This window comes from Rhizobium jaguaris (assembly GCF_003627755.1).
Classification (GTDB): Bacteria; Pseudomonadota; Alphaproteobacteria; order Rhizobiales; family Rhizobiaceae; genus Rhizobium; species Rhizobium jaguaris.
On sequence record NZ_CP032695.1, the window covers coordinates 200,504 to 225,186 of the forward strand.

The 24,683-nt window shown below is 60.2% G+C and carries 18 protein-coding genes and 1 pseudogene; 5 read left to right on the forward strand and 14 right to left on the reverse strand.

All coding sequences use genetic code 11. The annotated features are described in order from the left end of the window. Positions 1 to 94 precede the first annotated feature (94 nt). Both CCGE525_RS23010 and CCGE525_RS23015 read left to right on the forward strand, forming a co-directional pair. A complete protein-coding gene (locus CCGE525_RS23010) occupies positions 95 to 877 on the forward strand; it encodes a helix-turn-helix transcriptional regulator (RefSeq protein ID WP_120706694.1) in 783 nt (260 codons plus the stop codon). Positions 878 to 931: 54 nt separating this feature from the next. After that, a complete protein-coding gene (locus tag CCGE525_RS23015; RefSeq protein WP_162950274.1) occupies positions 932 to 1,846 on the forward strand; it encodes a proline iminopeptidase-family hydrolase in 915 nt (304 codons plus the stop codon). 137 nt (positions 1,847 to 1,983) lie between these two features. Here CCGE525_RS23015 and CCGE525_RS23020 read toward each other — a convergent pair whose 3' ends face one another. From CCGE525_RS23020 to CCGE525_RS23055, 8 genes are all read right to left on the reverse strand, one after another. Beyond that, positions 1,984 to 3,276, reverse strand: a complete 1,293-nt coding sequence (locus tag CCGE525_RS23020) for an amidohydrolase family protein (protein ID WP_120706696.1) — start codon at positions 3,274 to 3,276, stop codon at positions 1,984 to 1,986. Between the two features lie 14 nt (positions 3,277 to 3,290). Continuing rightward, complete coding sequence (locus tag CCGE525_RS23025; RefSeq protein ID WP_120706697.1) at positions 3,291 to 4,232, reverse strand: ABC transporter permease; 942 nt, start codon at positions 4,230 to 4,232, stop codon at positions 3,291 to 3,293. Next, positions 4,229 to 5,278, reverse strand: a complete 1,050-nt coding sequence (locus CCGE525_RS23030) for an ABC transporter permease (RefSeq protein WP_120706698.1) — start codon at positions 5,276 to 5,278, stop codon at positions 4,229 to 4,231. The genes CCGE525_RS23025 and CCGE525_RS23030 overlap by 4 nt, the downstream gene beginning before the upstream one ends. Next, entirely contained in the window at positions 5,268 to 6,794 is a 1,527-nt protein-coding gene (locus CCGE525_RS23035; RefSeq protein ID WP_120706699.1) for an ABC transporter ATP-binding protein, read from the reverse strand. Before CCGE525_RS23035 ends, CCGE525_RS23030 begins: the two co-directional genes overlap by 11 nt. Then, on the reverse strand, positions 6,791 to 8,215 hold the full coding sequence (locus tag CCGE525_RS23040; protein WP_120706700.1) for an amidase: 1,425 nt from the start codon (positions 8,213 to 8,215) through the stop codon (positions 6,791 to 6,793). The genes CCGE525_RS23035 and CCGE525_RS23040 overlap by 4 nt, the downstream gene beginning before the upstream one ends. 15 nt (positions 8,216 to 8,230) lie before the next feature. Continuing rightward, on the reverse strand, positions 8,231 to 9,217 hold the full coding sequence (locus tag CCGE525_RS23045; protein WP_120706701.1) for a BMP family protein: 987 nt from the start codon (positions 9,215 to 9,217) through the stop codon (positions 8,231 to 8,233). A 366-nt stretch (positions 9,218 to 9,583) separates the two neighbouring features. Continuing rightward, positions 9,584 to 10,870 carry an amidohydrolase family protein gene (locus CCGE525_RS23050; RefSeq protein WP_205587503.1) on the reverse strand — a complete coding sequence of 429 codons (1,287 nt, stop codon included), beginning with the start codon at positions 10,868 to 10,870 and terminating at the stop codon, positions 9,584 to 9,586. After that, a complete protein-coding gene (locus tag CCGE525_RS23055; RefSeq protein WP_120706702.1) occupies positions 10,870 to 12,069 on the reverse strand; it encodes an amidohydrolase family protein in 1,200 nt (399 codons plus the stop codon). Before CCGE525_RS23055 ends, CCGE525_RS23050 begins: the two co-directional genes overlap by 1 nt. A gap of 782 nt (positions 12,070 to 12,851) precedes the next feature. On the opposite strand from CCGE525_RS23055, the gene CCGE525_RS23060 reads away from it, so the two are divergent. Continuing rightward, positions 12,852 to 15,191, forward strand: a complete 2,340-nt coding sequence (locus tag CCGE525_RS23060) for a methyl-accepting chemotaxis protein (RefSeq protein ID WP_120706703.1) — start codon at positions 12,852 to 12,854, stop codon at positions 15,189 to 15,191. A gap of 843 nt (positions 15,192 to 16,034) precedes the next feature. On the opposite strand, the gene CCGE525_RS23070 is transcribed toward CCGE525_RS23060, so the two are convergent. Then, the gene (locus CCGE525_RS23070; RefSeq protein ID WP_120703951.1) at positions 16,035 to 17,228 is read right to left on the reverse strand and encodes an IS91 family transposase; all 1,194 of its coding nucleotides are present in this window, start codon (positions 17,226 to 17,228) and stop codon (positions 16,035 to 16,037) included. Positions 17,229 to 17,238: 10 nt separating this feature from the next. Then, entirely contained in the window at positions 17,239 to 18,126 is an 888-nt protein-coding gene (locus CCGE525_RS23075) for a tyrosine-type recombinase/integrase (protein WP_120703950.1), read from the reverse strand. Between the two features lie 362 nt (positions 18,127 to 18,488). On the opposite strand from CCGE525_RS23075, the gene CCGE525_RS38780 reads away from it, so the two are divergent. Further along, positions 18,489 to 18,836 carry a hypothetical protein gene (locus CCGE525_RS38780; protein WP_205587504.1) on the forward strand — a complete coding sequence of 116 codons (348 nt, stop codon included), beginning with the start codon at positions 18,489 to 18,491 and terminating at the stop codon, positions 18,834 to 18,836. A gap of 143 nt (positions 18,837 to 18,979) precedes the next feature. After that, positions 18,980 to 19,423: a threonine transporter gene (locus CCGE525_RS23085; protein ID WP_245472269.1), complete on the forward strand. Its 444-nt coding sequence runs from the start codon at positions 18,980 to 18,982 to the stop codon at positions 19,421 to 19,423. A gap of 104 nt (positions 19,424 to 19,527) precedes the next feature. On the opposite strand, the pseudogene CCGE525_RS23090 reads toward CCGE525_RS23085, so the two are convergent. From CCGE525_RS23090 to CCGE525_RS23105, 4 genes and pseudogenes are all read right to left on the reverse strand, one after another. Beyond that, positions 19,528 to 19,681 (reverse strand): annotated as a pseudogene (locus CCGE525_RS23090) (IS5/IS1182 family transposase); the annotation flags it as partial. 12 nt (positions 19,682 to 19,693) lie between these two features. Further along, positions 19,694 to 20,995, reverse strand: a complete 1,302-nt coding sequence (locus CCGE525_RS23095; protein ID WP_162950275.1) for a hypothetical protein — start codon at positions 20,993 to 20,995, stop codon at positions 19,694 to 19,696. 18 nt (positions 20,996 to 21,013) lie between these two features. Then, positions 21,014 to 22,978, reverse strand: coding sequence for a glycosyltransferase family 2 protein (locus CCGE525_RS23100; RefSeq protein WP_120706705.1), 1,965 nt, complete (start codon positions 22,976 to 22,978; stop codon positions 21,014 to 21,016). A 145-nt stretch (positions 22,979 to 23,123) separates the two neighbouring features. Further along, positions 23,124 to 24,596, reverse strand: a complete 1,473-nt coding sequence (locus CCGE525_RS23105; RefSeq protein ID WP_120706706.1) for an HlyD family secretion protein — start codon at positions 24,594 to 24,596, stop codon at positions 23,124 to 23,126. Positions 24,597 to 24,683: the final 87 nt, after the last annotated feature.

The following is a 24,683-nucleotide window of genomic DNA, read 5'->3' on the forward strand; positions in this document are numbered from 1 at the left end:
TGAGCATGGCTAAATTTTTACCTTAAACCGCGATCGGTACCAGCTATAAGAAGTGATAGGTTGGGAGGCCGGAAGCAGAGATGAGAACCGCGCCATGCTCGACCAAATCGGAACCATCAGACGCCAGTTCACCGCGCATCAGACGTTGGACGGCCGCATAGACCATGTCTTCGAGGCTATGAAGGCAATCGGCTTCGAGGCGCTGATCTACGATTATACGCCGGTGCCCTTTGATCTCGACGGAAAGATCATGATCCCATCGCTGCTAAAGCTGCGAAACATCTCGGACGATATGCACGAATACTGGTTCGATCGTGGTTACTTCCGTATCGATCCAGTGCAGCAGGTGGCGCTACGCACCTCGGCGCCCTTCTTCTGGAATTACGATTCTAATGCCGATACCCTGATCAAGCGCTTCATGACCGAGGACACTGCTCCCGTCGCCCGCTATCTCAGCGAACGCGACATGTCGACGGGCGTCACCGTGCCGGTGCACATGCCTCGCGGGGACTATGCCACCGTCACCGGAATTCGGTTTGGCGCCAACAAGGAATTCGAGCGCCATGCCCTGCGCTACATCGCCGATTTCAATCTGCTCGCCCATGTCTTCCATGAGGCGGCTTATTCGCTCTTCGATGCCGCCGCACTCAGCGTCGGCAAGATCCGGTTGACGGAGCGGGAGAGGGAATGCCTGCGCCATTCCGCCGAAGGCTATTCCGCTAAGGAGATCTCACGCATCATCGATCGCTCGGTGCCGACGGTCGTCATGCACCTCAATGCGGCAGCAAAGAAGCTCGGCGCAAAGAACCGCACGCAGGCCGTCGTCCGCGCCACGCACTATCGTCTGCTGGATGCGCGACCATCCTATAACTTGTGATAGCTGCCGCCTCCATTTTGGCCGCGCTATGTTCTTGTCCGTCGAAGCTTAGAGATGGAGAAGCCCGTGGCCGCAGTCCCGACACAGGAAGCCTTTCTGCCCTTTCGTGAATACCGGACATGGTATCGCATCACCGGCTCGCTTGATTCGACCAGGCTGCCGCTCGTCGTCGCCCATGGCGGCCCGGGCTGCACCCATGATTATGTCGATAGCTTTAAAGGTATCACCGAAATCGATGGTCGCCCTGTGATCCACTATGATCAGCTCGGCAACGGCAATTCCACACGCCTGCCCGAAAAGGGGCCCGACTTCTGGACGCCGTCGCTTTTCCTCGAAGAACTCGATGCGCTCCTGAAGCATCTCGACATCCAGGACCGTTATGCCTTTCTTGGCCAGTCATGGGGCGGCATGTTGGGTGCCGAACATGCCGTGCGTCAGCCAAAGGGTCTGAAGGCGCTTGTGATCGCCAATTCGCCGGCCAACATGCATACCTGGGTCACAGAGGCAAACCGCCTTCGCGAGGAATTGCCGCAAAACGTGCAGGATACGCTGCTGAAGCACGAGCGGGCCGGCACGATCACCGATCCCGAATATATCGCCGCCTCCCGTGTTTTCTACGATCGCCATGTCTGCCGCGTCGCTCCCTGGCCGCACGAAGTCGCCCGCACGTTCGCCATTATGGACGAGGACAATACCGTCTACCGCAATATGAACGGCCCGACCGAATTTCACGTCATCGGCACGATGAAGGACTGGACGATCGAGGACCGGCTTTCCCTCATCGAAGCGCCGACCTTGCTGATTTCCGGTAGACATGACGAGGCCACGCCGCTGGTGGTCAGACCCTACGTTGACCGCGTCAAGGGTTGCGAATGGGTGCTCTTCGAGAACTCAAGCCACATGCCGCATGTCGAGGAGAAGGACCTCTGCCTGAAGACGGTTTCGGAATTCTTGAGTGAACATGATTGATCAGGTCGAAGGGGCTGGGGATGAGTTCGGTCGTCGTCAGCGTTGGTCGCCGCTTCAATTCCTGCCAAGGCTACGATCCCTGTCTGGAAGTTGGATTGGTTTGCGCGGCAATATCTCAAGAACCCTCGGCCGATCTCTTACTTCTGGATGGGCACGTAATCGACCCCGCCGTCGATCCGGGAAGGCCTGCCATCGAGGAAGAGTTCGCCAATGCGTGGCGCGGAGCGGGCAACGACCTTGCCGCGTTTAATGACGGCCAAGCGATTGGGCTTCAGGCGGAGCGCCTCAAGCGTGTCCACGGCTTGCAGCACCACGAGATCGGCGTTGCAGCCCTTTTCCAGACCGTAGCCCTCGAGACCGAGCGTCCTGGCGGAATTCACCGTCAGCGCATCGAAGATCTTCTTCTTGTCTTCGATGCCGGCCATCTGGGCGACATGGATCGCCATATGGCCAACTTCGAGCATGTCGCCTGACCCCATCGAATACCAGGGATCCATCACGCAATCATGGCCGAAGGAGACGTTTAGCCCCGCATCCATCAGTTCACGCACTCGCGTCATGCCGCGACGTTTCGGATAAGTATCGTGCCGGCCCTGCAGCATGATGTTGATCAGCGGATTGGGAATGACGTTGATCTTTGCTTCCGCCATCAGGGGGATGAGCTTGGAGACGTAGTAATTATCCATCGAATGCATCGAGGTCAGGTGCGAGCCGGCAACGCGGCCCTGCAGTCCAAAGCGGATGGTCTCGGCAGCCAGAGTTTCCACGTGTCGCGACATCGGGTCGTCGGTCTCGTCGCAATGCATATCGACTGGCAGACCGCGATCGGCTGCGATCCTGCAAAGCGCTTCGACTGAAGCCCTGCCTTCATCCATGGTGCGCTCGAAATGCGGGATGCCGCCGACGATATCGACGCCCATGTCCAGGGCGCGTGTGAGCGAGGTCACCCCGTCCTTGGCGCGATAATAGCCGTCCTGAGGGAAGGCGACGAGTTGCAGGTCGATGTAGGGCTTGACCTTCTCCTTCACCTCAAGGAGTGCCTCGACCGTCACCAGCTTGGGATCGGAGGTATCGACATGGCTGCGGATGAAAAGCAGCCCTTGCGTCACGGCAAGATCGCAATAACGCAACGCGCGTTCAACGACTTCCTCCTTCGTCACGATTGGGCGCAGTTCTCCCCAAAGTGCGATACCTTCCAGAAGGGTGCCGGAAACATTCATACGCGGCAGGCCGAGCGACAGCGTCGCGTCCATATGGAAATGCGGATCGATGAAAGGCGGGCTTGCAAGCCGGTTGGTCGCATCGATCTGTTCTTTTGCTTCGGCCGCAATCGAAGCCTCCACGGTAACGATCTTGCCATCCTTGATCGCGATATCGATGCCCTTGCGGCCATCAGGCAGATTGGCGTTACGAACGATTAGGTCGAACATGAAAACTCCTCGGACTATCTTTCGCCGCGACGATAGGGTTGCATGAGCGCCTGTGGCACGCGGGCCCGCCTGCTCATGACGGCGAGCGCAACGATGGACAGGATGTAGGGCGTCATCAGAAAAATCTGGTAGGGCACGCCCTGCACGGCCGTTTGCAGGCGTAGCTGGAAGGCATCGAAAAAGGCAAAGAGCAGCGCTCCGAACAGCGCTCGGCCCGGCCGCCAGGACGCAAAGACGACTAGCGCGATGCAGATCCAGCCTCGGCCCTGCACCATCGTCGGAAAGAAACTGTTGAAGGCTGAAAGTGTCAGGAAGGCGCCGCCCATGCCCATCAGCGCGCTGCCGGCAATCACAGCGCCATAACGAACCCTCATCGGATTGAGGCCCTGGGCCTCGGCGGCATGCGGATTTTCGCCGGTCATGCGGATCGCAAGCCCAACCGGTGTGCGGAAGAGGATATAGGCCATGACGAGTGCCACCAGGATTGCCAGATAGGTTGGCGCCGTCTGTGTGAGCACGGCGGGACCGAGGAAGGGCAGGGTCGAAAGCCCCGGAATGGCGATCGGCTGGAAGGGCGCAATCGTCGGCGGCGTTCCCGCGACAGGAACGATCAGACGGAAGACATAATAGCTGAAGCTGGATGCAAAAAGCGTCACACCCAGGCCTGAGACATGCTGTGACAATCCGAGCGTTACCGTCAATGCCGAATGCAGGAGGCCAAAGATGCCGCCGGCAAGTGCTGCGATCAGAAGTCCCGTCCAGAGATCGGCGCCGTGATACACCGACAGCCAGCCGATCATCGCGCCGAACGTCATGATACCTTCGATGCCGAGATTGAGGACGCCGGCCCGCTCGCACAGAAGCGCCCCGAGCGTGCCGAAGATCAGCGGCGTGGCAATCCGCAGCACGGCAGCCCAAAGCCCGGCAGATGCGATGATGTCGATCAGCGTGCTCATCGGCGGACCCTGTATTGCGTGAAGAACAGCGCGATCAGCATGGTCAGCAGTGACAGGGCGACCGTGACGTCAGCGATATAGGTGGGAATACCAAGGCCGCGGCTCATGCCGTCGGCGCCGACGAACATCGTTGCGGTGAAGATCGCCGCCAGCACCACACCGAGGGGATTGAGGTTGGCAAGCATGGCGACGACAATACCGGCATAGCCGAAGCCCGGCGACAGATCCGTCGTAACATAACCCTTGACCCCCATTACCTCGATTGCGCCGGCAAGGCCTGCAAGCCCCCCTGAAAGACAGGCGACTTTTACGAGCGTCGTTCCGAGCCGGACGCCGGCAAAGACGGCACCGGAAGGGCTGAGCCCGGCTGCCCGCGATTGCATGCCGAAGACCGTGCGCGACTGGATGAAATAGACGATGGCGGCAAGTGCTATAGCAATCGCAAAGCCGATATGAAGGCGCGATCGGGCGATCAGCTTCGGCAGCATGGCATGATCGACAACGCCTTGAGATTGCGGCCAACCGAACGCCATCGGATCCTTCAGCACGCCGTCGATCAACATGGAGACGAAGAGAACGGCGATGAAATTGAGGATAAGGCTGGTGACGACTTCGTCGACGGAGAAGCGCAGCCGCAGCCAGAGCGGAACAAGGATCAGTATCATTCCGGCGATGGCGCCGATGATCAGCAGCAGCGGGATCAGCATCAGGGCAGGCAGGCCGGCGAGCATTTTCGAGCCGAAAGCTGCCACTGCGATCGCACCGAAATAAAATTGTCCCTCGGCGCCGATATTCCAGAGGCGGGCGCGAAAGGCGACCGCCGCTGCCAATCCCGTCAGGATCAGCGGCGTTGCCCGGGTCAGCGTTTCTGTGGCAGACAGTCGCGAGCCAAAGGCGCCCAGCAAGATGCGCCGATAGGCTTCGAGAACCGGCGCGCCAGCAATGGCGATCAGGATACCTGCCAGCACCAAGGCTGCCACGATCGCAAGAAGGGGGGCAAGGATCATCAGGTAGAGTGGCCGGTGTTCGCGCCGTTCAAATCGCATCTTCGGTCCCGCTCTCGTCTTTCCACTCCCCGGCCATCATAAGCCCAAGCAGGCGTGCGTCTGCCTGAGCCGCATCGACTGGCGCAGAAAGGCGACCGCCGACGATCGCCTGGATGCGATCGGCCAGGGCGATGACTTCATCCAGGTCCTCCGAGATTAACAGTACGGCGCTCCCTTGACGGCGTGCTTCCAGGATGCGTCCGTGAACGGCGGCAACAGCCCCTTCGTCCAACCCTCGCGCAGGCTGGGCGGCGACAAGAATGTGCGGGCGTTCATAAAGATTGCGGCCGAGGATCAGCTTCTGCATGTTACCGCCGGACAGCAGCCGGGTGCGGCTGGTGGGATTTCCACCGCGCACATCGAAGGTGTCGATGATCCTCTGCGCGAAGGCCATGCCGGCCCTGCGGTCGACCAAGCCGTGTTTTGAGTAGGATGACAAGCGTTCAAGCACGGCATTTTCCCAGATCGCCATCTCGCCGATAGCGCCATCGCGGTTGCGGTCCTCGGGAATGCGCCCGATGCCGGCGCCGATGATGGCGGCAACGTCCAGATCGCCTATGGCCTCGCCAAACAGCAGCAACTCGCCCGACGAGCGGGGCAGGGTGCCGGATAGGATTTGACCCAATGCTGCCTGGCCGTTGCCCGATACGCCGATAATGCCAAGAACTTCGCCGGCGCGCAGATGGAAGCTCACTCTTTTCAGTCGCTCGACACCGCCGATCTTCACCGTGATATCGCGTGCCTCCAGCGCAATCTCACCCGGTATGCTCGCCTCGCGGGTAGGTCGCGTCACACGATGACCGACCATGAGCTCCGCAAGCTCGGCCTTGCTGGTCTGCGATGCGTGCCGCTCGGCTGCAACTTTACCGCCGCGCAGCACGACAATACGGTCGGCGGTTGCCATGACCTCATCGAGCTTGTGGGAGATGAAGATTAATGACAGGCCCTGTGCGGCCATCTGTTTCAGCGTCGAGAACAGCCTTTCCGCTTCGATCTGCGTGAGCACGGCAGTCGGTTCGTCGAGGATCAGGATGCGTGCATCGTTGTAGAGTGCCTTGAGGATTTCCACGCGCTGCTGCTCGCCGACCGAAAGGTCGCCGAGGCGTGCGTCGGGATCTACCTTAAGGCCGAAACGCTCGGCGATCGCCAAAAGCTCTTTGCGCGCGGCATTCGTCTGCGACCGCAGCGACCAGAGCTTCTCGGTGCCGGTCACTACGTTTTCAAGCACGGTCAAATTGGGAGCGAGGGAAAAATGCTGGTGCACCATGCCGACGCCGGCGCGGATCGCGGCGCGGGGCTTGCCCTGCGGCAACTCCGCATTGTTGACGAATATGCGTCCGGTATCGGGCACATAGTGGCCAAAAAGGATGCTCATCAACGTGGTCTTGCCAGCGCCATTCTCGCCGAGCAAGGCGACAATCTCGCCCTTCGCCAAGGTCAGCGAGATATTGTCGTTGGCAACAGTGCTGCCGAACCGCTTGCTGACACCTTCGATTGTGAGGACGGGTGCGTTCATGCGGCAAGCCCCGCGATCGGGTAGCGGTGCTGCCAGCGGCCATCCGCTTCGAGATTTGCCGCAAGAGACAGCAAGAGCGCCTCCTTGCCCATTGGCGCCATGATCTGAACCGGCAAGGGCAGGTCATCGGTATCGATGCCGAAGGGAAGCGTTATGGCAGGAAAGCCCGAAACATTGGCCAGCGATGCCAAGGGAGCGAAAGCTGCCATGCGTTCGAGATGCAGATCGGTGTCGGAATGATCCGTCGGAAAGGATCCAATCGGCGGCGGAGCTGTCGCAAGCATGGGCATGATAATGACATCGACCCTATCGAAGATCTCCCACAAGGAGCGACTTGCCTGTACCGCACCATTGAGGGAGTTCCAAAGAGTCGTTGCCGACATGGCGCGTCCACGCGTGACGAAAGCCTGCGTCATCGTTTCGGCTGCCACAATATCCAATTCGAGGTCGTCCACCAAGCCGGCGATATTGACGGAAATAATGTCGCCGAAAGCTTGAGTGCTGGCTGCTACTGCTTCCCGGAATTGAGCCCAGGCGAGCGCAACGAGCGGATGTCCCTGCCTTTCGAGATGCTGGGCGGCCGCCTCCACGGCTTGCAGCCGGTCGTTTGCGATCGAGTATCGGTCGCCTGCATCTATCAGCAGACCGATCCGAAGGGGGGCGGCTTGCACGGTGAGTTGTAGGATATCAGCGAATGGTCCCCTCGTTTTGCCGGAAACGGCGGTGAAAATCCGAGCCGTGTCACGTACGGACCGCGTCACGGCGAGTTCGCTGGCAATGCCGCCGAGGTGATTGCCGAAGGAGGGGCCGGCAGGTACAGCGCCGCGGGTCGGTTTTAGGCCGACCAGACCACAACAGGCAGCCGGAACGCGGATCGAGCCGCCCGCATCCGTCGCATGCGCGATTGCAACGATGCCAGCGGCTACCGCCGCCGCCGCGCCGCCGGAGGAACCGCCCGCGGTGCGGGTTCTATCCAACGGATTGCGACAGATCGGACCTATCGCCGGCTCGGAAGCGAGTGAAAAGCCGAATTCCGGGCTGGTGCTCAATCCGAATGCGCAAAGGCCCGCATCGCGAAATCGGCTCGCCAGATCGCTGTCTGCACCTGTGCCTTCGCGCCTGAACAGACGTGACCCCGCCGTCACCGGCAGCCCTGCAAAAGGGCCGCCAAGATCCTTGGCGACAGTCGGCACGCCGACGAACGAACGGGCAGCAAAGCGTTCCGGCAGCTCCGATGCTTCCCGGTCCATGGCTCGCGCGGCTGCAAGTCCCATTTCGGGGTCGAGATAGGCGATGGCGCCGATGTCTTCATGCGTGGCGCAAGCGGCAATGGATGCCTGCATGGCATCCATGCAGGCAAGCTTGCCGGATCTAATGGCGCCGGCCAGCTCCGTGGCATCGGCGAATAATGGCCTGCTCATGACCGAGCCGATTGATTATTTCGGTTGATCTGAAATCTTCGGCACCTCGAAAGTGCCGGTCTTGATGTCTGCGCGGACCTTCTCCATAGCGGCTTCCGCTTCCGTCGGCGCAACACCCTTGACATAGACGATGTCGCTGCCGCCCTCCTTCATCAGGCCATAGGCCGTGTAGTTGCGGCCGACCGGCTTGCCGGCGGCAACATCGGCGATCGCCGCATTGAGGATGGGACGGAAGTACCACATGGCGTTGGCAAAGACGGTATCGGGGTAGCGGGGCGTATAATCGATCAGGGATCCGACCGATCTGATGTGGCGCTCCTTGGCAGCGTCGGCAGTGCCGATGCGCTCGCCGAAGAGAATGTCGGCACCGGCATCGATCTGTGCGAGGCCCGCCTCGCGCGCCTTCGGTGGATCGAAGAAGGTGCCGATGAAAGAGACCAGATGCTTGCAGTCCGGGTTGACCGCCTTGACGCCTGCGGCGAAGGCGTTGATCAGCATATTGACTTCGGGAATCGGAATGGCGCCCACCGAGCCGACGACATTCGACTTGGTCATTTTGCCCGCCAACATGCCGGCGAGATAGGCGCCGTCATAGTTCCAAGTGCCGAAGACGCCGAAATTGCTGCCCGCGGTCTCGGCGCTGGAGCCCAGTACGAAGGCCGTGTCTGGGTAATCGGCAGCAACCTGGCGTGCTTCCTTCTCCACCGCATAGGCTTCGCCGATAATCAGCTTGTTACCCTGCTCGGCATATTCGCGCATGGCACGGGGATAGTCCGTGCCCGAAACGCCTTCAGAAAAGACGTATTCGATGACGCCTTCCTTGGCTGCATCCTGGAGCGCCTTGTGAAGACAGGAATTCCAGGCATTTTCGACCGGTGAGGCGTGAATGCCGGCGACTTTGAGTGGCGCGGCGGCACGAGCGCTTGGCGCCAGAGCGCTGACGCCGAGCGCAATGCCGGAAGCAATGACGGCACGACGCGACAGCATGATTTCATTGGTCATTTTTGGTTCCCCTGCTTTTTGATCATTTGGTAAAAAATCATAGGGGGAGGCTAAAAAAGTGTCAAGCAATTGGCATGCTCAAATAATATGCTGTCATAAATGTAAATGCGAGAGTGTGCCCATTTCAGTAGGCTCGGCATCAGCTCGATAGAGCTGCCCGTTGCAATCATGGATTTCGGCATTGGCCATGCTCCGCGTCATTCGCTTTCATTGCTCGCGGCGGTTCCTCGATGCAATGAGTGATTTTACGGTTGGGGACGGCTAGACCCTGAATTTTCACCCAGGCGATCGCGACTGCCACAGCGGGAAGACTGGCCGCATCCGACATGGACTGTTTCGGGCGGACGGTTGCGACTGCTCAGTGCCTCAGCGCGCTCTGTGAAGCCTGGGCCGGCCATTGTCGAAGCTTTTGCGTCCATTTTTCCAGCCTGCGATCACACGAGCAATCTCGCGTACGGCAGCGCGTGGCCCTGAGCTGTCGAGAAGCACGATGGTCGCCTCACAGCCCGGCTGCAGGCGTTCCACGGCGCCTAGTTGGCGCGCCGCCGTTTCGCTCACCATGTTGAAGACCAAGGCGATATCCTCGTCTCGTGCGAGCTGGGAGACATTGGCGTAGAGATTGGCCATGCGCATCAGCGAGGCATCGCCATAGGGTGTGAAGGGATTGAGCACATTGTTGGTCGCAATGGAGGTCACGACACCACGGGTTGCGAGGAGATGGGCCGGCGCGACGCCGCGCGGCACCAGCCGGTCATGCCCCCGACCCGCAAGAAACAGATCGGTGGCCGGAAGCACCGAAAGTGCGATGCCCGCTTTGGCGAGCTCGTCGGCAATGCATAGGACCTGCGCCTGCGGCATGGCCGAAAGATTGGTGGCGTGGCCGATCGCCACGCGCCCTTGCCAGCCGTGGCGCAGCGTCGTGGCGATCACGGCCGGCAGGTCGGTGCGATCGGGGTCGAGGCTGAAATCGAGATGGAAGTCGACCGGCACACCGTGCTTCACCGCGAGCGCAAAGATCATGTCCACATGCCTGGCTGGGTCGGGATCCGTATAGGGACAGCCGCCGATCAGATCCGCGCCGCTTGAAAGTGCGATATCCAGCATGTCGAATGTCTCGGGCTCGTTCGTCAGCCCGTCCTGAGCGAAGGCGCAGATTTCGATGTCGACGGCGAAGGCATAGTCCGCCTTGATACGCTTGATGACCTCAAAGGAGCGCAAACCGGCGCGAGGATCGACCTCGACGAAGGTCCGCATCCGCACCGTTCCGTGCAAGATCGCCTTCTCCACGACGCGCGCGGCCCGGGCATAGACGTCGTCTGCCTCGAAGCTGGCCTTGGCTCTGGCTGTCTCCTGAACGGCTTCAGCGAGCGTGCCTTCGCAAATCGCGCATCGGTCGAGAATGCAGGCTTTGTCTAGATGGATGTGTGTGTCCACGAAGCCGCCAAAGGCGAAGGCGCCCTGGCCATCGACATTCTCGATCGCCTCACAGCGGAAGCCGCGCTCGATGGCTGCGATCCAGCCGTCGCGGATTGCGACATCGACGAAAACGCCATCTTCCTCGATGCGGACGTTGCGGAGAACGAGATCGAACAGGTTGTCGGTAACCCTGGCTTCACGGGGCTGCTCGTCGGCCTTTCTGGTGGGACGAAGCATCAGCGGACCACGGCGCCGTTTTCGGCCACAAGACGGCCTTCCTTGAAGACACGGCGCGGCTTGGGGAAGGCCACCACGGCTTCGGGCAGGTGCTCGGCGGCCAGTGTCACGAAGTCGGCCTTGGCACCGACGACGATGCCGTGCCCTTCCAGACGGAGTGCCTTGGCGCCGGCTGACGTTACCAGGTCAAAGGCGGCGCTGAGATCCGCATCGGTGTAGAAACCGGAGCGGTAAGCGATGATTTCGGCCCGCCGGAGCATGTCGCCATCGCCGAAGGGCCACCACGAATCGCGAATGTTGTCGCTGCCGCTGAAGACGGTAACGCCGGCGGTGCGAAGCAATGCGACCGGGGGGAAATTGTGGTTGCCGGGAGCATTGGTCATGATCGATACGCCGCTTTTGGCAATCAGTGCGGCAATTTTCTTCGCCGCATCCGGCGTGAGGTCGCCAAGGCCATAGGCATGGCTGACGGCGACATGCCCCTGCATGCCGAGCGCCGTCGTGCGGGCGCAGATCTCCTCGATCGTCATGGCGCCGAGGGTGCCGGCATCGTGGAGATGGATGTCGACGTCCACGCCGCGTCTTTCGGCAATGCCGAAGACCACGTCGAGATGGCCTTTTATGTCGCGATCGAAGGAAAGCGGATCGAGCCCGCCGACAAGATCGGCGCCCATGGCGATCGCTTCATCCATCAGGTCCGCTGTGCCGGGGCTCTTCAGGATACCGCTTTGCGGGAAGGCGACGAGTTGGATGTCGATGATGTCCTTGTATTCCTCTCGGACCTTCAGGATGGTTTCGAGCGACGTCAGACCGACCGAGCCGTCGACCATCACATGGCTGCGCATCTGCAATGAACCATTCGAAATGCAGAGATTGAGCTGATTGCGAGCGCGCTCGTCCATCGGCGCGGCGGCGGCCATGTTCTCAGTTTGGAGAGCAACGCGCTCGTGCACATCGAAGCCTTTGGTGCAGGGTTTGTGCGGGATCCACTTGTCGCCATAGAAGCTCGTATCGAGATGGGTGTGGCCCTCGACGAAGCTCGGCGCGAGGAGTGCACCGGCGATGTCGATCATGGTTGCGGCATTCCCACCGGAACCTGCGGGCTTGATCGCGGCGATGCGGCCGGCCGACACTACAAGGTCATTGAGCGTGCCGTCGGCCAGTTTTGCATTGGTGAAAAGTGTTTCGGTCGAGTGCACTGGTATTTTCCCTTCCTTTGTGTCATCGGCCAAGTCCGCCGGATGCGGGACCTGGTGTCCTCTTCATGATAGTGCGGTTCAGTTCTGCGGTAGATTGCCCTGCACGTCCTCGATCAGCCAGCCCGGGACTCTTTCTGCCGTCATTTGCAAACCGTTTTAGTAAATCACTTTGGGAAAAATCATCGCAACTGAAGTCTTTGCAAAGCGGACTGATCTACGCAAGCACTACCACTCGTCCGCGTTCCCCTGTTGGCGTCGAGCTGAAAGCGCGCAAAATGGCTGGCGTATTGGTGCGCTTGACGGTCCGGCTCGATCTTATGAGGCGACCGCGGCATAGCCTTGCGGAGGAAGAAGGCCGGCTAATCCGTGATTGGCGGAGCATTGGCCAGGCATTGTTCTGGCGCATAGCCCACATTTTTTGGGGCAAAATGCGGTGCGCGTTCGCTTAAGTTAACTTGATATTTCCATACATTATACTTTAGTTGATTATATTGTCTCTAGGCATCCGTGATAAATAGCGGTCAAATTCGCCAATCTAGTGAATAGATGGGCCAGACTGCGAATACTTTTATGTATTTTCGGGAAGCATTATTAATCCTGTTTCAATAAAGCCCGCCTATCTTTGTCTCTGATTGGACAGGCCATGAGGGTCTGCGCTCGGGCGGCGTCTCGACGGCTCGCGGACTGCTTTTCTTTTGGAAATTGCGCCGCAAGGGCTCCAAAAATTCGGGTTTCGGCGAAGCGAGTTGGCGCCCCGGCACCCCCGAACATAGGTTGCAATTATGCTTTTCTCTCTTCGCAATATACTTGTTGGAATTTTTCTTGTTCTCAGCGTCGCTCTGTGCGTGCTAACAGGATCTTCCATGCTCGATGCCTATCGTGGTGAGAGCACCTATGCAGACGTCTCGAAGTTTACCATGCTCGACCGAGCGCTCTTCCAGACACTTGCCAACTTCCGCAACGAGCGAGGTGACGGCTCGTCGCTCGCCAAGCTTGAGCTTGGCACGCAAGATGCAACGCTCGCCATGTTGAAAGCGGAGCGGGTCGTCGTCGACAAATATATGGCTGACGCGAAATCGGTCTCTGCAAACATTGACAACGAGAAGCTCAGAGCGCCGATCGCCGACGTCATGAGTGCATATGATCGGGTCGTCGCATTCCGCTCAAGGCTCGACAGCGAAGTTGCCAAGAAACTCGCTGATCGCGATCCGACACTGCAGGCCACGACGCTGGACATCGGCCAGCAGCTCTTGACCGCGCTAGAAGCAGGCTCGACCGCCGTTGAAAGCCAGGTTCGCGCGAGCGATCCCTCGATGGCGGCAATGATCCAGATCCGTGCACTGACTTGGTACACCCGCGCGACAGCGGGCGCAGCAAACCTCTTGTTCGTCAACACACTTGCCTCCGGAGAGGCGATGAAGCCCGACGAACTCAGCAAGATCCAACAGTTCGATTATGCCGCGAGCTTCACCTGGGGACAGATCGGCACTCTGGTCAACCATCCATCGACACCACAAGTTGTCAAGGACGCCTACAAGATCGGCGATACGACCTATTTCAGCGGCGACTTTGCAGCAAAACACAATGCATTACTTGCGAGGTTCGCAGCCGGCGAGAAGAAGGCTATGTCCCTCGACGACTGGCGCCCGCTCGGCAACGCCGCACTACTCACCATCACAAACACCGCCGCTGCCGCCGCAGATGGCATGGTGGCCAAGGCAGCCGCCGGTCAGAATGATGCATTCACCAGCCTGATCGCCTACGGACTCACCTTCCTAGTTGCCGTGGTTCTGAGCATCACCGGCATCTGCGTCATCGTTTTCCGCGTCACCAAACCCGTCGGCGCGCTAACCCATTCCATGACGGCGCTCGCCCAAGGCGACCTCTCGGTCTCGATCGATGGCGTCGAGCGTCGCGATGAAGTCGGCGCCATGGCACGTTCCGTACAGGTATTCCAGCAGGCGGCCTTGCGCAACAAGGCGCTCGAAGCCGAAGCCGCCGAGGCACGTGTGACATCGGAGCACGAACGCGTAGAAGTTCAGCGTCGCGCCGAAGCCGAGGCCGAGCAGAGGCTGCTGCAAGCAACAGGTTCGCTTGCGACAGGTCTGCGTCATTTGGCATCCGGCGACCTGCTCTGCGAGATCGAAACGCCACTGGCTGAGCAGTTCGAAGCTTTGCGTCACGATTTCAATTCGTCCGTCGGCCAGCTTCGCGATGCCATGTCCCGCGTCGGCCAGGCCGCGTCACTCGTAAACAGTGGCAGCTACGAGATCTCGCAGGCTTCCGATAACCTCTCCAAGCGCACCGAGCAGCAGGCCGCTTCGCTTGAGGAGACGGCGGCCGCACTTGAAGAGGTTACGGCCAACGTCCAGTCGACCTCGAAGCGAGCTGGCGATGCCCGTGAACTAGTTCGCGGGGCCCGGTTGCGGGCAGAAAACTCCAGCCAAGTCGTCAGCAATGCCGTCAACGCTATGGGCAGGATCGAGCATTCGTCCAAACAAATCAGCCAGATCATCGGCGTGATCGACGAGATCGCCTTCCAGACCAACCTGCTTGCTCTCAACGCCGGTGTCGAGGCGGCGCGTGCGGGTGAAGCCGGCAAAGGGTTTGCCGTCGTCGCCCAGGAAGTGCGCGAACTTGCACAGCGTTCGGCCAATGCCGCCAAAGAGATCAAGGCGCTGATCGGCAATTCCGAAGTTGCCGTCGGCGAGGGAGTGAAGCTCGTCAACGACACGGGCGATGGCCTCGCGGCTATCGCCGATCTGGTCCTGCAGATCAATCAGCACATGGACGCGATCGCCACCGCTGCCCAGGAGCAGTCCATGGGCCTGTCGGAGATCAACAGCGCCGTCAATCATATGGACCAGGCGACACAGCAGAATGCCGCCATGGTCGAAGAGATGAACGCGGCTGGTGCGGGTCTGGCCGAGGAGAGCAACCGGCTCGGCGAACTCCTGAGCGCGTTCCGCACGGGCGAAGCCGAGCGCAGGGTGTCGCAGGCAAAGCCCGTAGCCCGGCCTGCCTCACCCCCGGCAACGGGCCGACTTGCTACACGCGCCGCTCCGGCCACGCAGGGCAATGCCGCGCTTAAACATCTCCATCAGGAGTGGTCGGAGTTCTGATCGGCCTGACGTCAAGACAGGCACCGAAGGCTTGCTGCGGTAACGCCGCGAGGATCGCCCCGGACGCCTTGTCCGGGGCATTTTTGCGGAATTCGCAGCAACTGCCACCAATCGTGGGTGCTCCTTCATGACACCTTCGCGCGCCAGAAGCGGTCACCAGCTTGTTAGGTTAGACGACCTGTCCGGAAACATGGGGCAAGCCCACTCATGCCGTGTGATGGGAATGTTATGATCTCATCTGCGTCAACATGGCTGATGTTGTATGCAGCAGTTTTGAGGTAGTGCTCCCTCACGATAGATAGTGCCAAGTAATAGCCTGGAAATATCCGAAATGTGGGATTGGTTCCCTATAGTCTTCATTACGTTCAAGGTTCTCGTGTTAGGCACGGGCATGTTCTTCGCCATCAAGTGGCATCACGATCAAGAGAAGAAGAAATAATGAAACCAGCGGACCGTAAGCGCCCGCCGATAAGAGAAGCGCCGCCCATTTAGTCCGCTTCGGTGAAGGTTTTTCGATGCGGGCCGCGGTGTGACGGTGGCGGCTGGGCGTGTGTCGGCCCGCGTTGAAAAACCTTCCAAGGAGGAGGCCTGCGGGGGCTGGGTGGAGCGCCTATGGGGAAAGCGTGCGGCTGCGGTTTTCTGAGGTGGCTATCGGTGGGAGCGTCGGGTGCAAGCGGGTTGCCCCGAAGGCTTGCAATGACGCGATCGGGGTTGGGGTGCTCCTCTTTCGTAGGCCTCGCATCGGCGGTTTTGCAGTGTGCGGCGTTGCCTGGCGCAAATCGGCGCCACCCCGGAATGCATCGCAGATCCGGGCCGGCCTTGGCTGATGTGACAGGCGTTTCGTCATGCGGCGTCCTTTCGGGGTGGCGCACGGGATTTGGGTCGCTGGCCACGGCGGAATATCTCGACGATGCGCATCGGGCCGCCGCAATCTGGGCATGGCTGCCTCAGGGTGAGCGGGATGCTCTCGGCGCTTGGCGTGTCGTCCTGTGATGGCGCTTCCGTCCCGAGCAGTTTCCTTATCTTTGCGACATTGGCCTTGCGGCCTGCTCCGGCCAGCAGGCCGTAGTGGCGGATGCGGTGGAATCCGTCGGGCAGCACGTGGATTAGGAAGCGGCGGATGAACTCGTCGGTGGCCAGCCGCATGACCTTGTGACGGTCACCGGTCTTGATGCGGTAGTCCTTCCAGCGGAAGGTGACCGCCTCGGCATTCGCGCTGATCAGGCGGCTGTTCGAGATCGCCACGCGGTGCGTGTAGCGGCTGAGATAGGCCAGCACGGCCTCGGGGCCGCCGAATGGGGGCTTGGTGTAGACGACCCAGTCGGATTTGCGGAAGGGGGCAAGCCAGGCAGCGAAGGCATCCGCCTCTGCAAGCCGGGCTAGATCGCCGAAGAAGCAGAGCACCCCGGATTGACTGAGTGCCATCAGTCCTTCGAGAAACAGCCGCCGAAACAGACGAGACAGAACCTTTATGGGCAGAAGGAACCCCGGGCGACAGCCAATCCAGCGCGTGCCATCCGGCGACAGTCCACCGCCGGGCACGACGATGTGCACATGCGGGTGATGGGTCAGCGCCGACCCCCAGGTGTGCAGCACGCTGGTCATGCCGATGTTTGCGCCAAGGTGCCGGGGATCGGCGGCGATGGTGGTCAACGTCTCCGCCGATGCCCGGAATAGAAGATCATAGACCGTCTTCTTATTCCAATAGGCGATCTGCGCGATCTCGGCGGGGATGGTGAAGACAACATGGAAATACTCGACCGGCAGCAGGTCTTCGGCACGGGCGGCCATCCAGTCCCGCGCCGCGGGTCCCTGGCACTTCGGGCAGTGCCGATTCTTGCAGGAATTGTAGGCGATGTGATGGTGGCCGCATTTGGCACAGGCTGCCACATGCCCGCCGAGCGCCTCGGTTCGGCAGGCCTCGATCGCCGCCATGACCTTGAGCTGGGTCAGGCTAACATGCCCGGCATTGGCCCGCCGCCACGCCGGGCCATAGGCACGGAAGATGTCGGCGATCTCCAGTTTTGGCCGGATCACCGGACGGGCGCTACTCCAGTTCGCGTCGGAGCGTTTGGTCCTGCAGCTTCTTCAGGGTCTCGAACGGGCTGATCGTGTCGCGGATCGTCTTCGTGGCGACATGCATATAACGGGCGGTGGTCGTCAGCTTGGCGTGTCCCAGAAGGACCTGGATCACCCGCACATCCGTGTTCGCTTCCAGCAGGTGGGTGGCAAAACTGTGCCGCAGGGTGTGCAGCGTCGCTGGCTTGGCGATCCCGGCCAGTTTTTTGGCGGCGGTGAAGGCGCGGTTGAGCTGCCGCGGCGAGATCGGGTTGATCTTCGGTTTGCCAGGAAAAAGCCAGCCCTGCGGCCGTGACTCGCGCCAATAGTCGCGCAAGAGTTCCAGCAGCAGGGGCGACAGCATCACCTTGCGGTCCTTCTGTCCCTTGCCCTGTTCGACATGGATCAGCATCCGATCGCTGTCGATGTCGCTGATCTTGAGGTTGCAGACTTCGGAGGCCCGCAGTCCGGCGCCATAGGAGATGCTGAGCGCCGCTCGATACTTCAGGCCCGGCCCCTGGGCCGCCACAAGCAGGTCGGAAACCTCCTCAACGCTCAAGACAACGGGCAACTTCTGCGGTTGCCGACGGAACTGCATATGCCGCTTCATCTCTTCGCGGTCGCAGGTGATGCCGAAAAAGAACCTCAGCGCGACGATGCGGGCGTTGAAGGTCGGCGGCGTGACGCCCGCATTGGTCATGTGCAATTGGTAGGCGCGCAGGTCGTCGGGTGTCGCGGTATCCGGAGATCGCTTCAGAAACCCGGCGAAATCCTTGATCGCCCGAATATGGGCTTGCCGGACTTTGTCGCCCATCCCGCGGATGCGCATGTCTTCGATCATCCGTTCGCGCAGCGGGGTCGTCTTCTCCTCCGTCATGGGAACCTCCTGTCTGGTGATTGAGAAGACCCCAATCCTCAGCCAGGACGGCAAACCCACAAAATGCACGGCGTTCAGATCGTTGCTGCACCGTCACCACGGGCGCCAATGCCGCGCGAGCGGCTTCGTCCTTGGGCCCGAAAGTTGTCATTGGTGGCATTTGCCGCATAACACCGCATTTTTGTTTAGGCTTTCACCTTATGCGGCGGTACTAAGAGGGAGCTTACACACTTGAAATAGGCGCTCGAGGACGAGCGTAAAACGGCAGGAATCGCGGTCGGTGAATTCAATCATGTTCACAGCGATAGCGAGCCGAGGATGTGATCCGGACCGTCAGCCTGAAAAAGGAGATGGACATTCTAATGAGCCTTGCCGAAGGCTGGTCGAGGGGAGACATTATCCGTCTCGATACCTTGGCCCACTTGATCCAGCGAGCGCGCGAGCATCGAAAGGACCACGCCTTATCGCGCCAGGGGGCGCTGGCGCAATTGATGAGCGGATCAACCGATCCGTCTGTTGGTGATATGGATCGAACGCCTCATCTCGCCGACGCCTGCGCCTCTCCCTGGATCGACGACGAGTTCGTCAATCGCAACCAGTCGAACGACTGCCTTGTTGTTTGGTCAATTTCAAGACCAGGCAACCTCCACACTCTCTGGCGGGACGCGTGCTTGACATGCATCAAGTGTAATTGCGGGGAAAGCGTGTAAACAGGCGTTTTCTCCCCGCTGGTACTTCCATGATCACCCTATCGTTTGTTCTGACGTCCATCACCATTCTGCTCACGCCAGGCCCGACCAACACGGTTCTCGCTACGTGCGGTGCCTCGTTCGGATTGCGACGAGCGGCCATCATGCCCGTCGCAGAGGCCATTGGATATATCGTCGCGGTGTCGGTGTTTGCGGCAGTCGCGGATACGGTTCGAGGCAACGCTGCGGCTTTTGCCACGATAAAGCTGATGGCAGCAGGCTGGCTGCTTTATTCGGCTTTCAAGCTCTGGGGGATGTCGTTCCACACGGATGCGCGGCCAGCGCGGGAGGCGTTTATCCGAGTCTTGCTGACCACGCTGGTCAATCCAAAGGCCATGCTGGTTGGTACCGTTCTCATTCCTGCAGGTGCGGTTCATTTTCCAGTTTGGGTATTGACCTATGCGCTTCTTTCGACGCTTGCCGGTTTGGGATGGGTTGCGTTCGGGGCGAGCCTGCCGTTCAGTGTACGTCGCCACACGTACAAACTGGCATCGCTAGTGTTGGGTGGATTTTCGATGGCCGCAGTTGCGAGTGCGTTATCGATCTGAACCTCAAAACGCGCTGCGTGAAGGCGGGCCTGTTGGGGTCGAATTGCCCGAGCTCCCGAGGAGGCAGCGTCGCACAGGTGCTGGAAATAGGGGTTCTCCACTCAGTGGTCGCACAGGGCCTCGTCTGACAGGTTGAACGTGTGCTTGAGAATGGCCAGCCCGCGTCGGCAGTGGCGGCATGCCCGTTCCGTCCGAATAGACCGTGCCGACGTGGGCTTCCAACACCGGCCAGCCGATGGCCCGCGCCAAACGCACCAGGACCCTTAATGCTCACCGGCTGGCCCGCTGATCGGCCATGCCGATGAAGGGATTGTAGCCAACAGCGGCGAGCACGGCCCATGCCGTCGCGGCGATGTGCGGCAGACGAAAGTACTTGAAATCGCCGGGTGCGGAATTGGGTCCGACCTGGAGCCCGGTCGAAAGCTCGTCCTTCACCGTTGCATAAACGAGGCCGTCTGGCGCCACTTGCGCAGAGATCGTAGCGAGCAACGGCTCGGCCTCGGCTGCCCGGCCGGCAAGACGAAAGACGAGCGCGGCCTGGGCGGTGCCTTCGAGCCAGATGCCGTCGCGATCGTCGTTGAAGTCGAAGCCGCCCTCGACACCATGATGGCGCGCCGTCCATTCCAGAACGCGTCCGGACCTGGCTGCATAGGACGGTACGGCAATGAGCGGCCATAGTTCCGCGTCCAGACCCGACATATTCGTGTTCGGCGCATTGCTGCCAGGCATGCTGCCGATGAAAAAGCGCCCCTCCTTCTCGTCCCACATGGCGTCCAGAAAGAGGCGTGCATGCTCGCCAAGATGCTCCCAGTCGCGCTGGGGGTCGAGACGGGCGAGCCAGCGATCGGCGGCGTAAATATCGAGATTGTGTTCTGTGGACTTCCACGTCACGCGATCGGGTGCGGGTTCGTGCCCGAAAAAGCCGCCGAAATAGCCGGGATTTTGCGGGTCTGCCACGGCGGTTTGGATCCATTCCATGATCTTGCCGGCAGCGTCAAGGTAAGCCGGACGGTCCGTCTGCTCGTAGGCCGCGAGCAGCGCGAGCGCTGCCCAAGCCGTGCTGCCCGTCGCACTGCCCACCTGATATCCGTCTTCCTCCCAGGAGTTGGTGGTGGAATTCCAATAACCGGGCAGCAACATGCCCTCCTTGCCGGGCACAACGGGGCCAGAGCGGTAGGCATTTCGCAGCCGTCCGTCGTGATAATATCGATCTGTGTTCAGCGCGAGAACGAGCGCGTCAGCAACGCGTCCAGCTTCGGCCTTTCGGCCGCAGGCATAGAGCGCTATCGCCGCAAGTGCGTTGTCGTATGTGAAGCCGGTGTTTTCAAGTGTGGGATGCAGCCGTGAACCGCCATTCGCGGGCTCGAAGCTTCGGAAGATGAAGGGTTGTGCCGGATCGCCGCTCATATGAGCAATCAGCCCATCGCAGAGCCTTGAGGCGAGCTGTACGTCCCGTCCGCCGATTGCCGCCCCGGCGCTGATGGTCGAGAAAGCGACAATCATGACAACGGCCAAGAAGGTCCCGAACAGATCGACCACCGCTTTCTTTCTGACGCTGCGCAAAAAATGCATTTCAGCCCCTTCTCTTCGTCAGGACAAAGCGCGCGATAGGAGCATCCGCATCGATTTGCCAAGATCGCCCTTTTCGGCCACGTTGCCGGGCGCGGTTCTAAACAGCAGCCGCAAGATCGCATCATGTTGCTCCGGCGTCGGAAATAGCGCAAACGGCGTGGCCGACGGCGCGGCGCTAGCGCCTGCCGAAACCCAGCCGACTTCGGGGATGAACAAGGCCTCGTCTCGAGAACCCACCGGGACCAATCGCGCAATGGCGGCGCCTTCCGTGGACAAGGCTGTTATCGTCACATCGGCAATCGTGTCGTCCGCCTTGTGTTTCGCGTCGAGACTGATCCCGATGGGCTCTTCCTGGCCGAGCCGGGGCAATTCGATGCAGCAAAGCAGGCTGGTGAAAGCGATCACCATCGCAACTGCGGACCAGACGAGATTGAGGCATTCGCGCCCCGAAAATTCGACGGGCGCATCCCAGCCGTAAACCACCCGGATGACGGAGAGCGCCGACATCGCCGCGACGAAGCCGAAGAACAGCGCCGTCGGCCGGTGGACCCGGATCGCCGACCTGTCGCCGCCCTTTTCCGTCACCTTGAAGGGGCGGCCGAACGGCTTGCGGATCGCCTGGAGAAGGGTGATCGTGATCGGCACGGCCGTCAGCGCATGGGTGACCTCGGTGAAGAGCGGCAGCGTACGCCTTTCGGAGATCCACGTCGAATAGGCCCAGAACAGGAAAAGCGAGCTGAGGCCATATTTCATGAAGAGCAACTCATCAGCCTGCAGCGCGGGTATGCCGGTCAGCCAATATATGGAAGGCGCCAGCAGGAGGCAGAGAATGAACGGCTTGGACAGCCAGCAAAACAGGCCGTGCAAGTAGTGAAGCCGCTGCGTGAGCGTGAACTTTCCGCGCCAGAGCGGTCCATCGCGCAGGAGGCCGATCTGGATGGTGCCGAGACACCAGCGGGTCCTTTGCGTGATATATTCGGGAATGCCTTCGGCCGACAGCCCGACGCTCAGCTTCTCATTGAGCCAGCGGGTCACATAACCTCGCTCCATCAGGCGATAGGTCAGTAGCATGTCTTCCGAGAGCGCTTCATGTGGAAAGCCGCCGAGTTCATTGACCGCCGCCCGGCGGAGGACGAAACTGGTCCCGACACAGAATGCACATCCGGCCGCGTCCTTTGCCGGTTGGAACGTGTCGAAGAAGACCCTTTGGTCATCGACGAAAGAGTGACGGATGCCAAGATTGTGCTGAATGGGATCGCTGTTGAAGTAAAATTGCGGCGTCTGGACAACAGCGACCTTGCCGTCCTTAAAGAGGCCGACGACGCGATTGAGGAAGTTCGCCTGAGGCGCGAAATCCGCATCGAGAACCATGATGAAATCGGAGACATCGGCGAGCATGTTGGTGTGACGCAGCGCGTTGTTGAGGTTGCCGGCCTTGGCGTGTTTGTTATCTGGGCGGGTCATGTAGTTGACCCCGACACGGTCGCAATATTGGCGAACCTCCGGCCGGCGCGTGTCGTCACAGACAAAGACCCGAAGCTGGCGATAATCCATCGCCTGCGCGGCGATGACGGATTTTTCCAGGATATTCAGCGGCTCATTGTAAGTGCAAATGAACACGTCGACGCTAGGAAGGTTTGTAGCCGCCCTTAGCTCCTGCTCGCTGCGGTCGGCCTGTTCAGTCCAATCCGTCCTCCGCAGCAAAATCAGCACCGAGCCCATGGCATAAAGCACTGAGACGGCTTCGAAGAGGAAATAGATATAGTTCCAGATCGTCTCTGCAGAAAGCTCGAAGGGCGGCAGGGTGTCAAGCGCGCGCCAAGAAATGTAGAGCCCGAGCGACAAAAGCATGAGCAGGCTGAAGGCGGCCCGCTCGACCATCCGCTTCGGATTGCCGAGCATTGCGAAAAGGAGTGCACAGATCGCGATGAGAAGATCGAATGTCAGCACGCTGAAGATGTCGTCGTTGGAACTGAAGAACATGATCCCTTCCTTCGTTACTTTGGCGCGACGACCAGCCCCTGCATGTCTTTCGACAGCGCATGGCGGCTCATTGAGCAAGATCGGCGTCAGCTACGACTCGTCAATTGGTAAGTGAATACTCTCCGTTACTGCACGATCGCCAGCGTCAGCTCTTGGCCGGGAGAATGCCCATCCTCTCGTTCAGCAGGTCGACAGCGTGTGCATCGGCTCGGTACGGCCGGAGAGCCGGCATCTCATCTGGGGCTGAGATGTCGCGAGGGCCTTTCATGCCGCGACCGATGCCTTTCGCCGTGCCGAGCCGCACGGCGGATCGCTGCACAAGTCCGCTCAGCTCTGTTTTGGCGGCAGGCCATTGCGCCGCCGATGCCTGTGCAATGCCGATAAGGGATGTCGATGCCTCGCGCACATATTCCTGCGTCTTCTGCAGCCACTGCTCGGGCATAGTCACATCCACCCATGTTCCGACGGAGCAGAATTGGCTGTCGCGAAACACTGCCTGATCCGGCTCGGTCAGCCGGATATAGACATATAGCTCGCGGCGCTCCGTCGGCGGGAACGGCACGGCATAATCCAAGTCGACCCTGTCCGTCGTGCGGGGGACCAACCTTGTGATTGTCCCGTCCGCCACCCGCGCCCAGCCGTCGGCGCTGACTTGAACCTTCGAACCGACAGCAAGCGCCTGAGCTTGCCGTTCGGAGAAAATCGCCACCACGAAAGCATCGCGGCAGTCGAGCATCTCCGCCAGCGTGTCGCCGGCAGTGACCTCACGCCCCGATGCGGCTACCGGCTTGTAGAGCTGGCTCGTCTGGGGGATGTGGAGATCGGCGCGGGCAAGCCTTTGGACGCGCTCGCCCTCTGTAGCCACGAGGGAACTTAACTCGGCTTCCTTCGAGCGCATTGTGGCGATCTGCATCTTAATCTGCAGCAGATCGGCCTTGCGGGTGCGGATTTCCTGCTGAAGATTTTGAAGCGACTGCAGGTCGGCGCCCACATAGATGCCTTCGCGCGCGAAGTCGACTTCCGCCTTAAGCTTGGCGACCGAGAGCCCGGCTGCCTCAAGCTTTGCATCCTCCAGGCGGAGGGTGTCGGCAACCTCGTCCTGGGTGCCTGCGGCTATGCCCTTAGCCATGAGTTTGAGCTTGCGCGCCGCTTCTGCCTTTGCGATGCGGGACGAATAGGTCACCATCTCCAAAGCCGCCTCCGCCGCCTTGAGATCGGCATTAGTCCTGGCCAGCAGTGCTGCTTGCTGGCCCGCCAGGTCGTTTTCGAAATCCTTGATGCGCTGTGCATAGTCCGCGACGATGCCGTTCTTCTGCGCCAGCTCGTCGTGCAGCGCCACAAGCTGGACCTTCAGGCCGATCAAGGTGGAATTGTCGACTCGATCATTCTCCACGATGATCTGGTCAGCCGAGCCAAGCGACATGACCTTGCCGCTGATCGGCGTCGTCAACGGCACGAGTGGCGCGTTTATGACAGCGCGGCTCGATGTCGAGGTGAAGAAGGGTGGAAACGCAGACGAGGCAAATACTGTTCCGATGACGCCAAGTACAGCATAGGACGCTAATCTAACAGAAGCGCCATTGTTTTGGCTATTTTTGCTTTTGAGAAAGGAAAACATAGCTACAGTTCCTTTAATGAAGCTGCCTATATTCTTCCTCCCGAAAGAATGCATGGATCGTTACATGATTTGTTGTGCGCTGCAACA

Coding starts and splice junctions, on each gene's coding strand:
- CCGE525_RS23085 (WP_245472269.1), top strand. CDS start 18,980: ATGCCCGTCGCAGAGGCCATTGGATATATCGTCGCGGTGTCGGTGTTT.
- CCGE525_RS23095 (WP_162950275.1), bottom strand. CDS start 20,995: ATGCATTTTTTGCGCAGCGTCAGAAAGAAAGCGGTGGTCGATCTGTTC.
- CCGE525_RS23060 (WP_120706703.1), top strand. CDS start 12,852: ATGCTTTTCTCTCTTCGCAATATACTTGTTGGAATTTTTCTTGTTCTC.
- CCGE525_RS23050 (WP_205587503.1), bottom strand. CDS start 10,870: ATGCTTCGTCCCACCAGAAAGGCCGACGAGCAGCCCCGTGAAGCCAGG.
- CCGE525_RS23025 (WP_120706697.1), bottom strand. CDS start 4,232: ATGAGCACGCTGATCGACATCATCGCATCTGCCGGGCTTTGGGCTGCC.
- CCGE525_RS23045 (WP_120706701.1), bottom strand. CDS start 9,217: ATGACCAATGAAATCATGCTGTCGCGTCGTGCCGTCATTGCTTCCGGC.
- CCGE525_RS23105 (WP_120706706.1), bottom strand. CDS start 24,596: ATGTTTTCCTTTCTCAAAAGCAAAAATAGCCAAAACAATGGCGCTTCT.
- CCGE525_RS23015 (WP_162950274.1), top strand. CDS start 932: ATGGAGAAGCCCGTGGCCGCAGTCCCGACACAGGAAGCCTTTCTGCCC.
- CCGE525_RS23020 (WP_120706696.1), bottom strand. CDS start 3,276: ATGTTCGACCTAATCGTTCGTAACGCCAATCTGCCTGATGGCCGCAAG.
- CCGE525_RS23030 (WP_120706698.1), bottom strand. CDS start 5,278: ATGCGATTTGAACGGCGCGAACACCGGCCACTCTACCTGATGATCCTT.
- CCGE525_RS23035 (WP_120706699.1), bottom strand. CDS start 6,794: ATGAACGCACCCGTCCTCACAATCGAAGGTGTCAGCAAGCGGTTCGGC.
- CCGE525_RS38780 (WP_205587504.1), top strand. CDS start 18,489: ATGAGCCTTGCCGAAGGCTGGTCGAGGGGAGACATTATCCGTCTCGAT.
- CCGE525_RS23100 (WP_120706705.1), bottom strand. CDS start 22,978: ATGTTCTTCAGTTCCAACGACGACATCTTCAGCGTGCTGACATTCGAT.
- CCGE525_RS23075 (WP_120703950.1), bottom strand. CDS start 18,126: ATGACGGAGGAGAAGACGACCCCGCTGCGCGAACGGATGATCGAAGAC.
- CCGE525_RS23040 (WP_120706700.1), bottom strand. CDS start 8,215: ATGAGCAGGCCATTATTCGCCGATGCCACGGAGCTGGCCGGCGCCATT.
- CCGE525_RS23010 (WP_120706694.1), top strand. CDS start 95: ATGCTCGACCAAATCGGAACCATCAGACGCCAGTTCACCGCGCATCAG.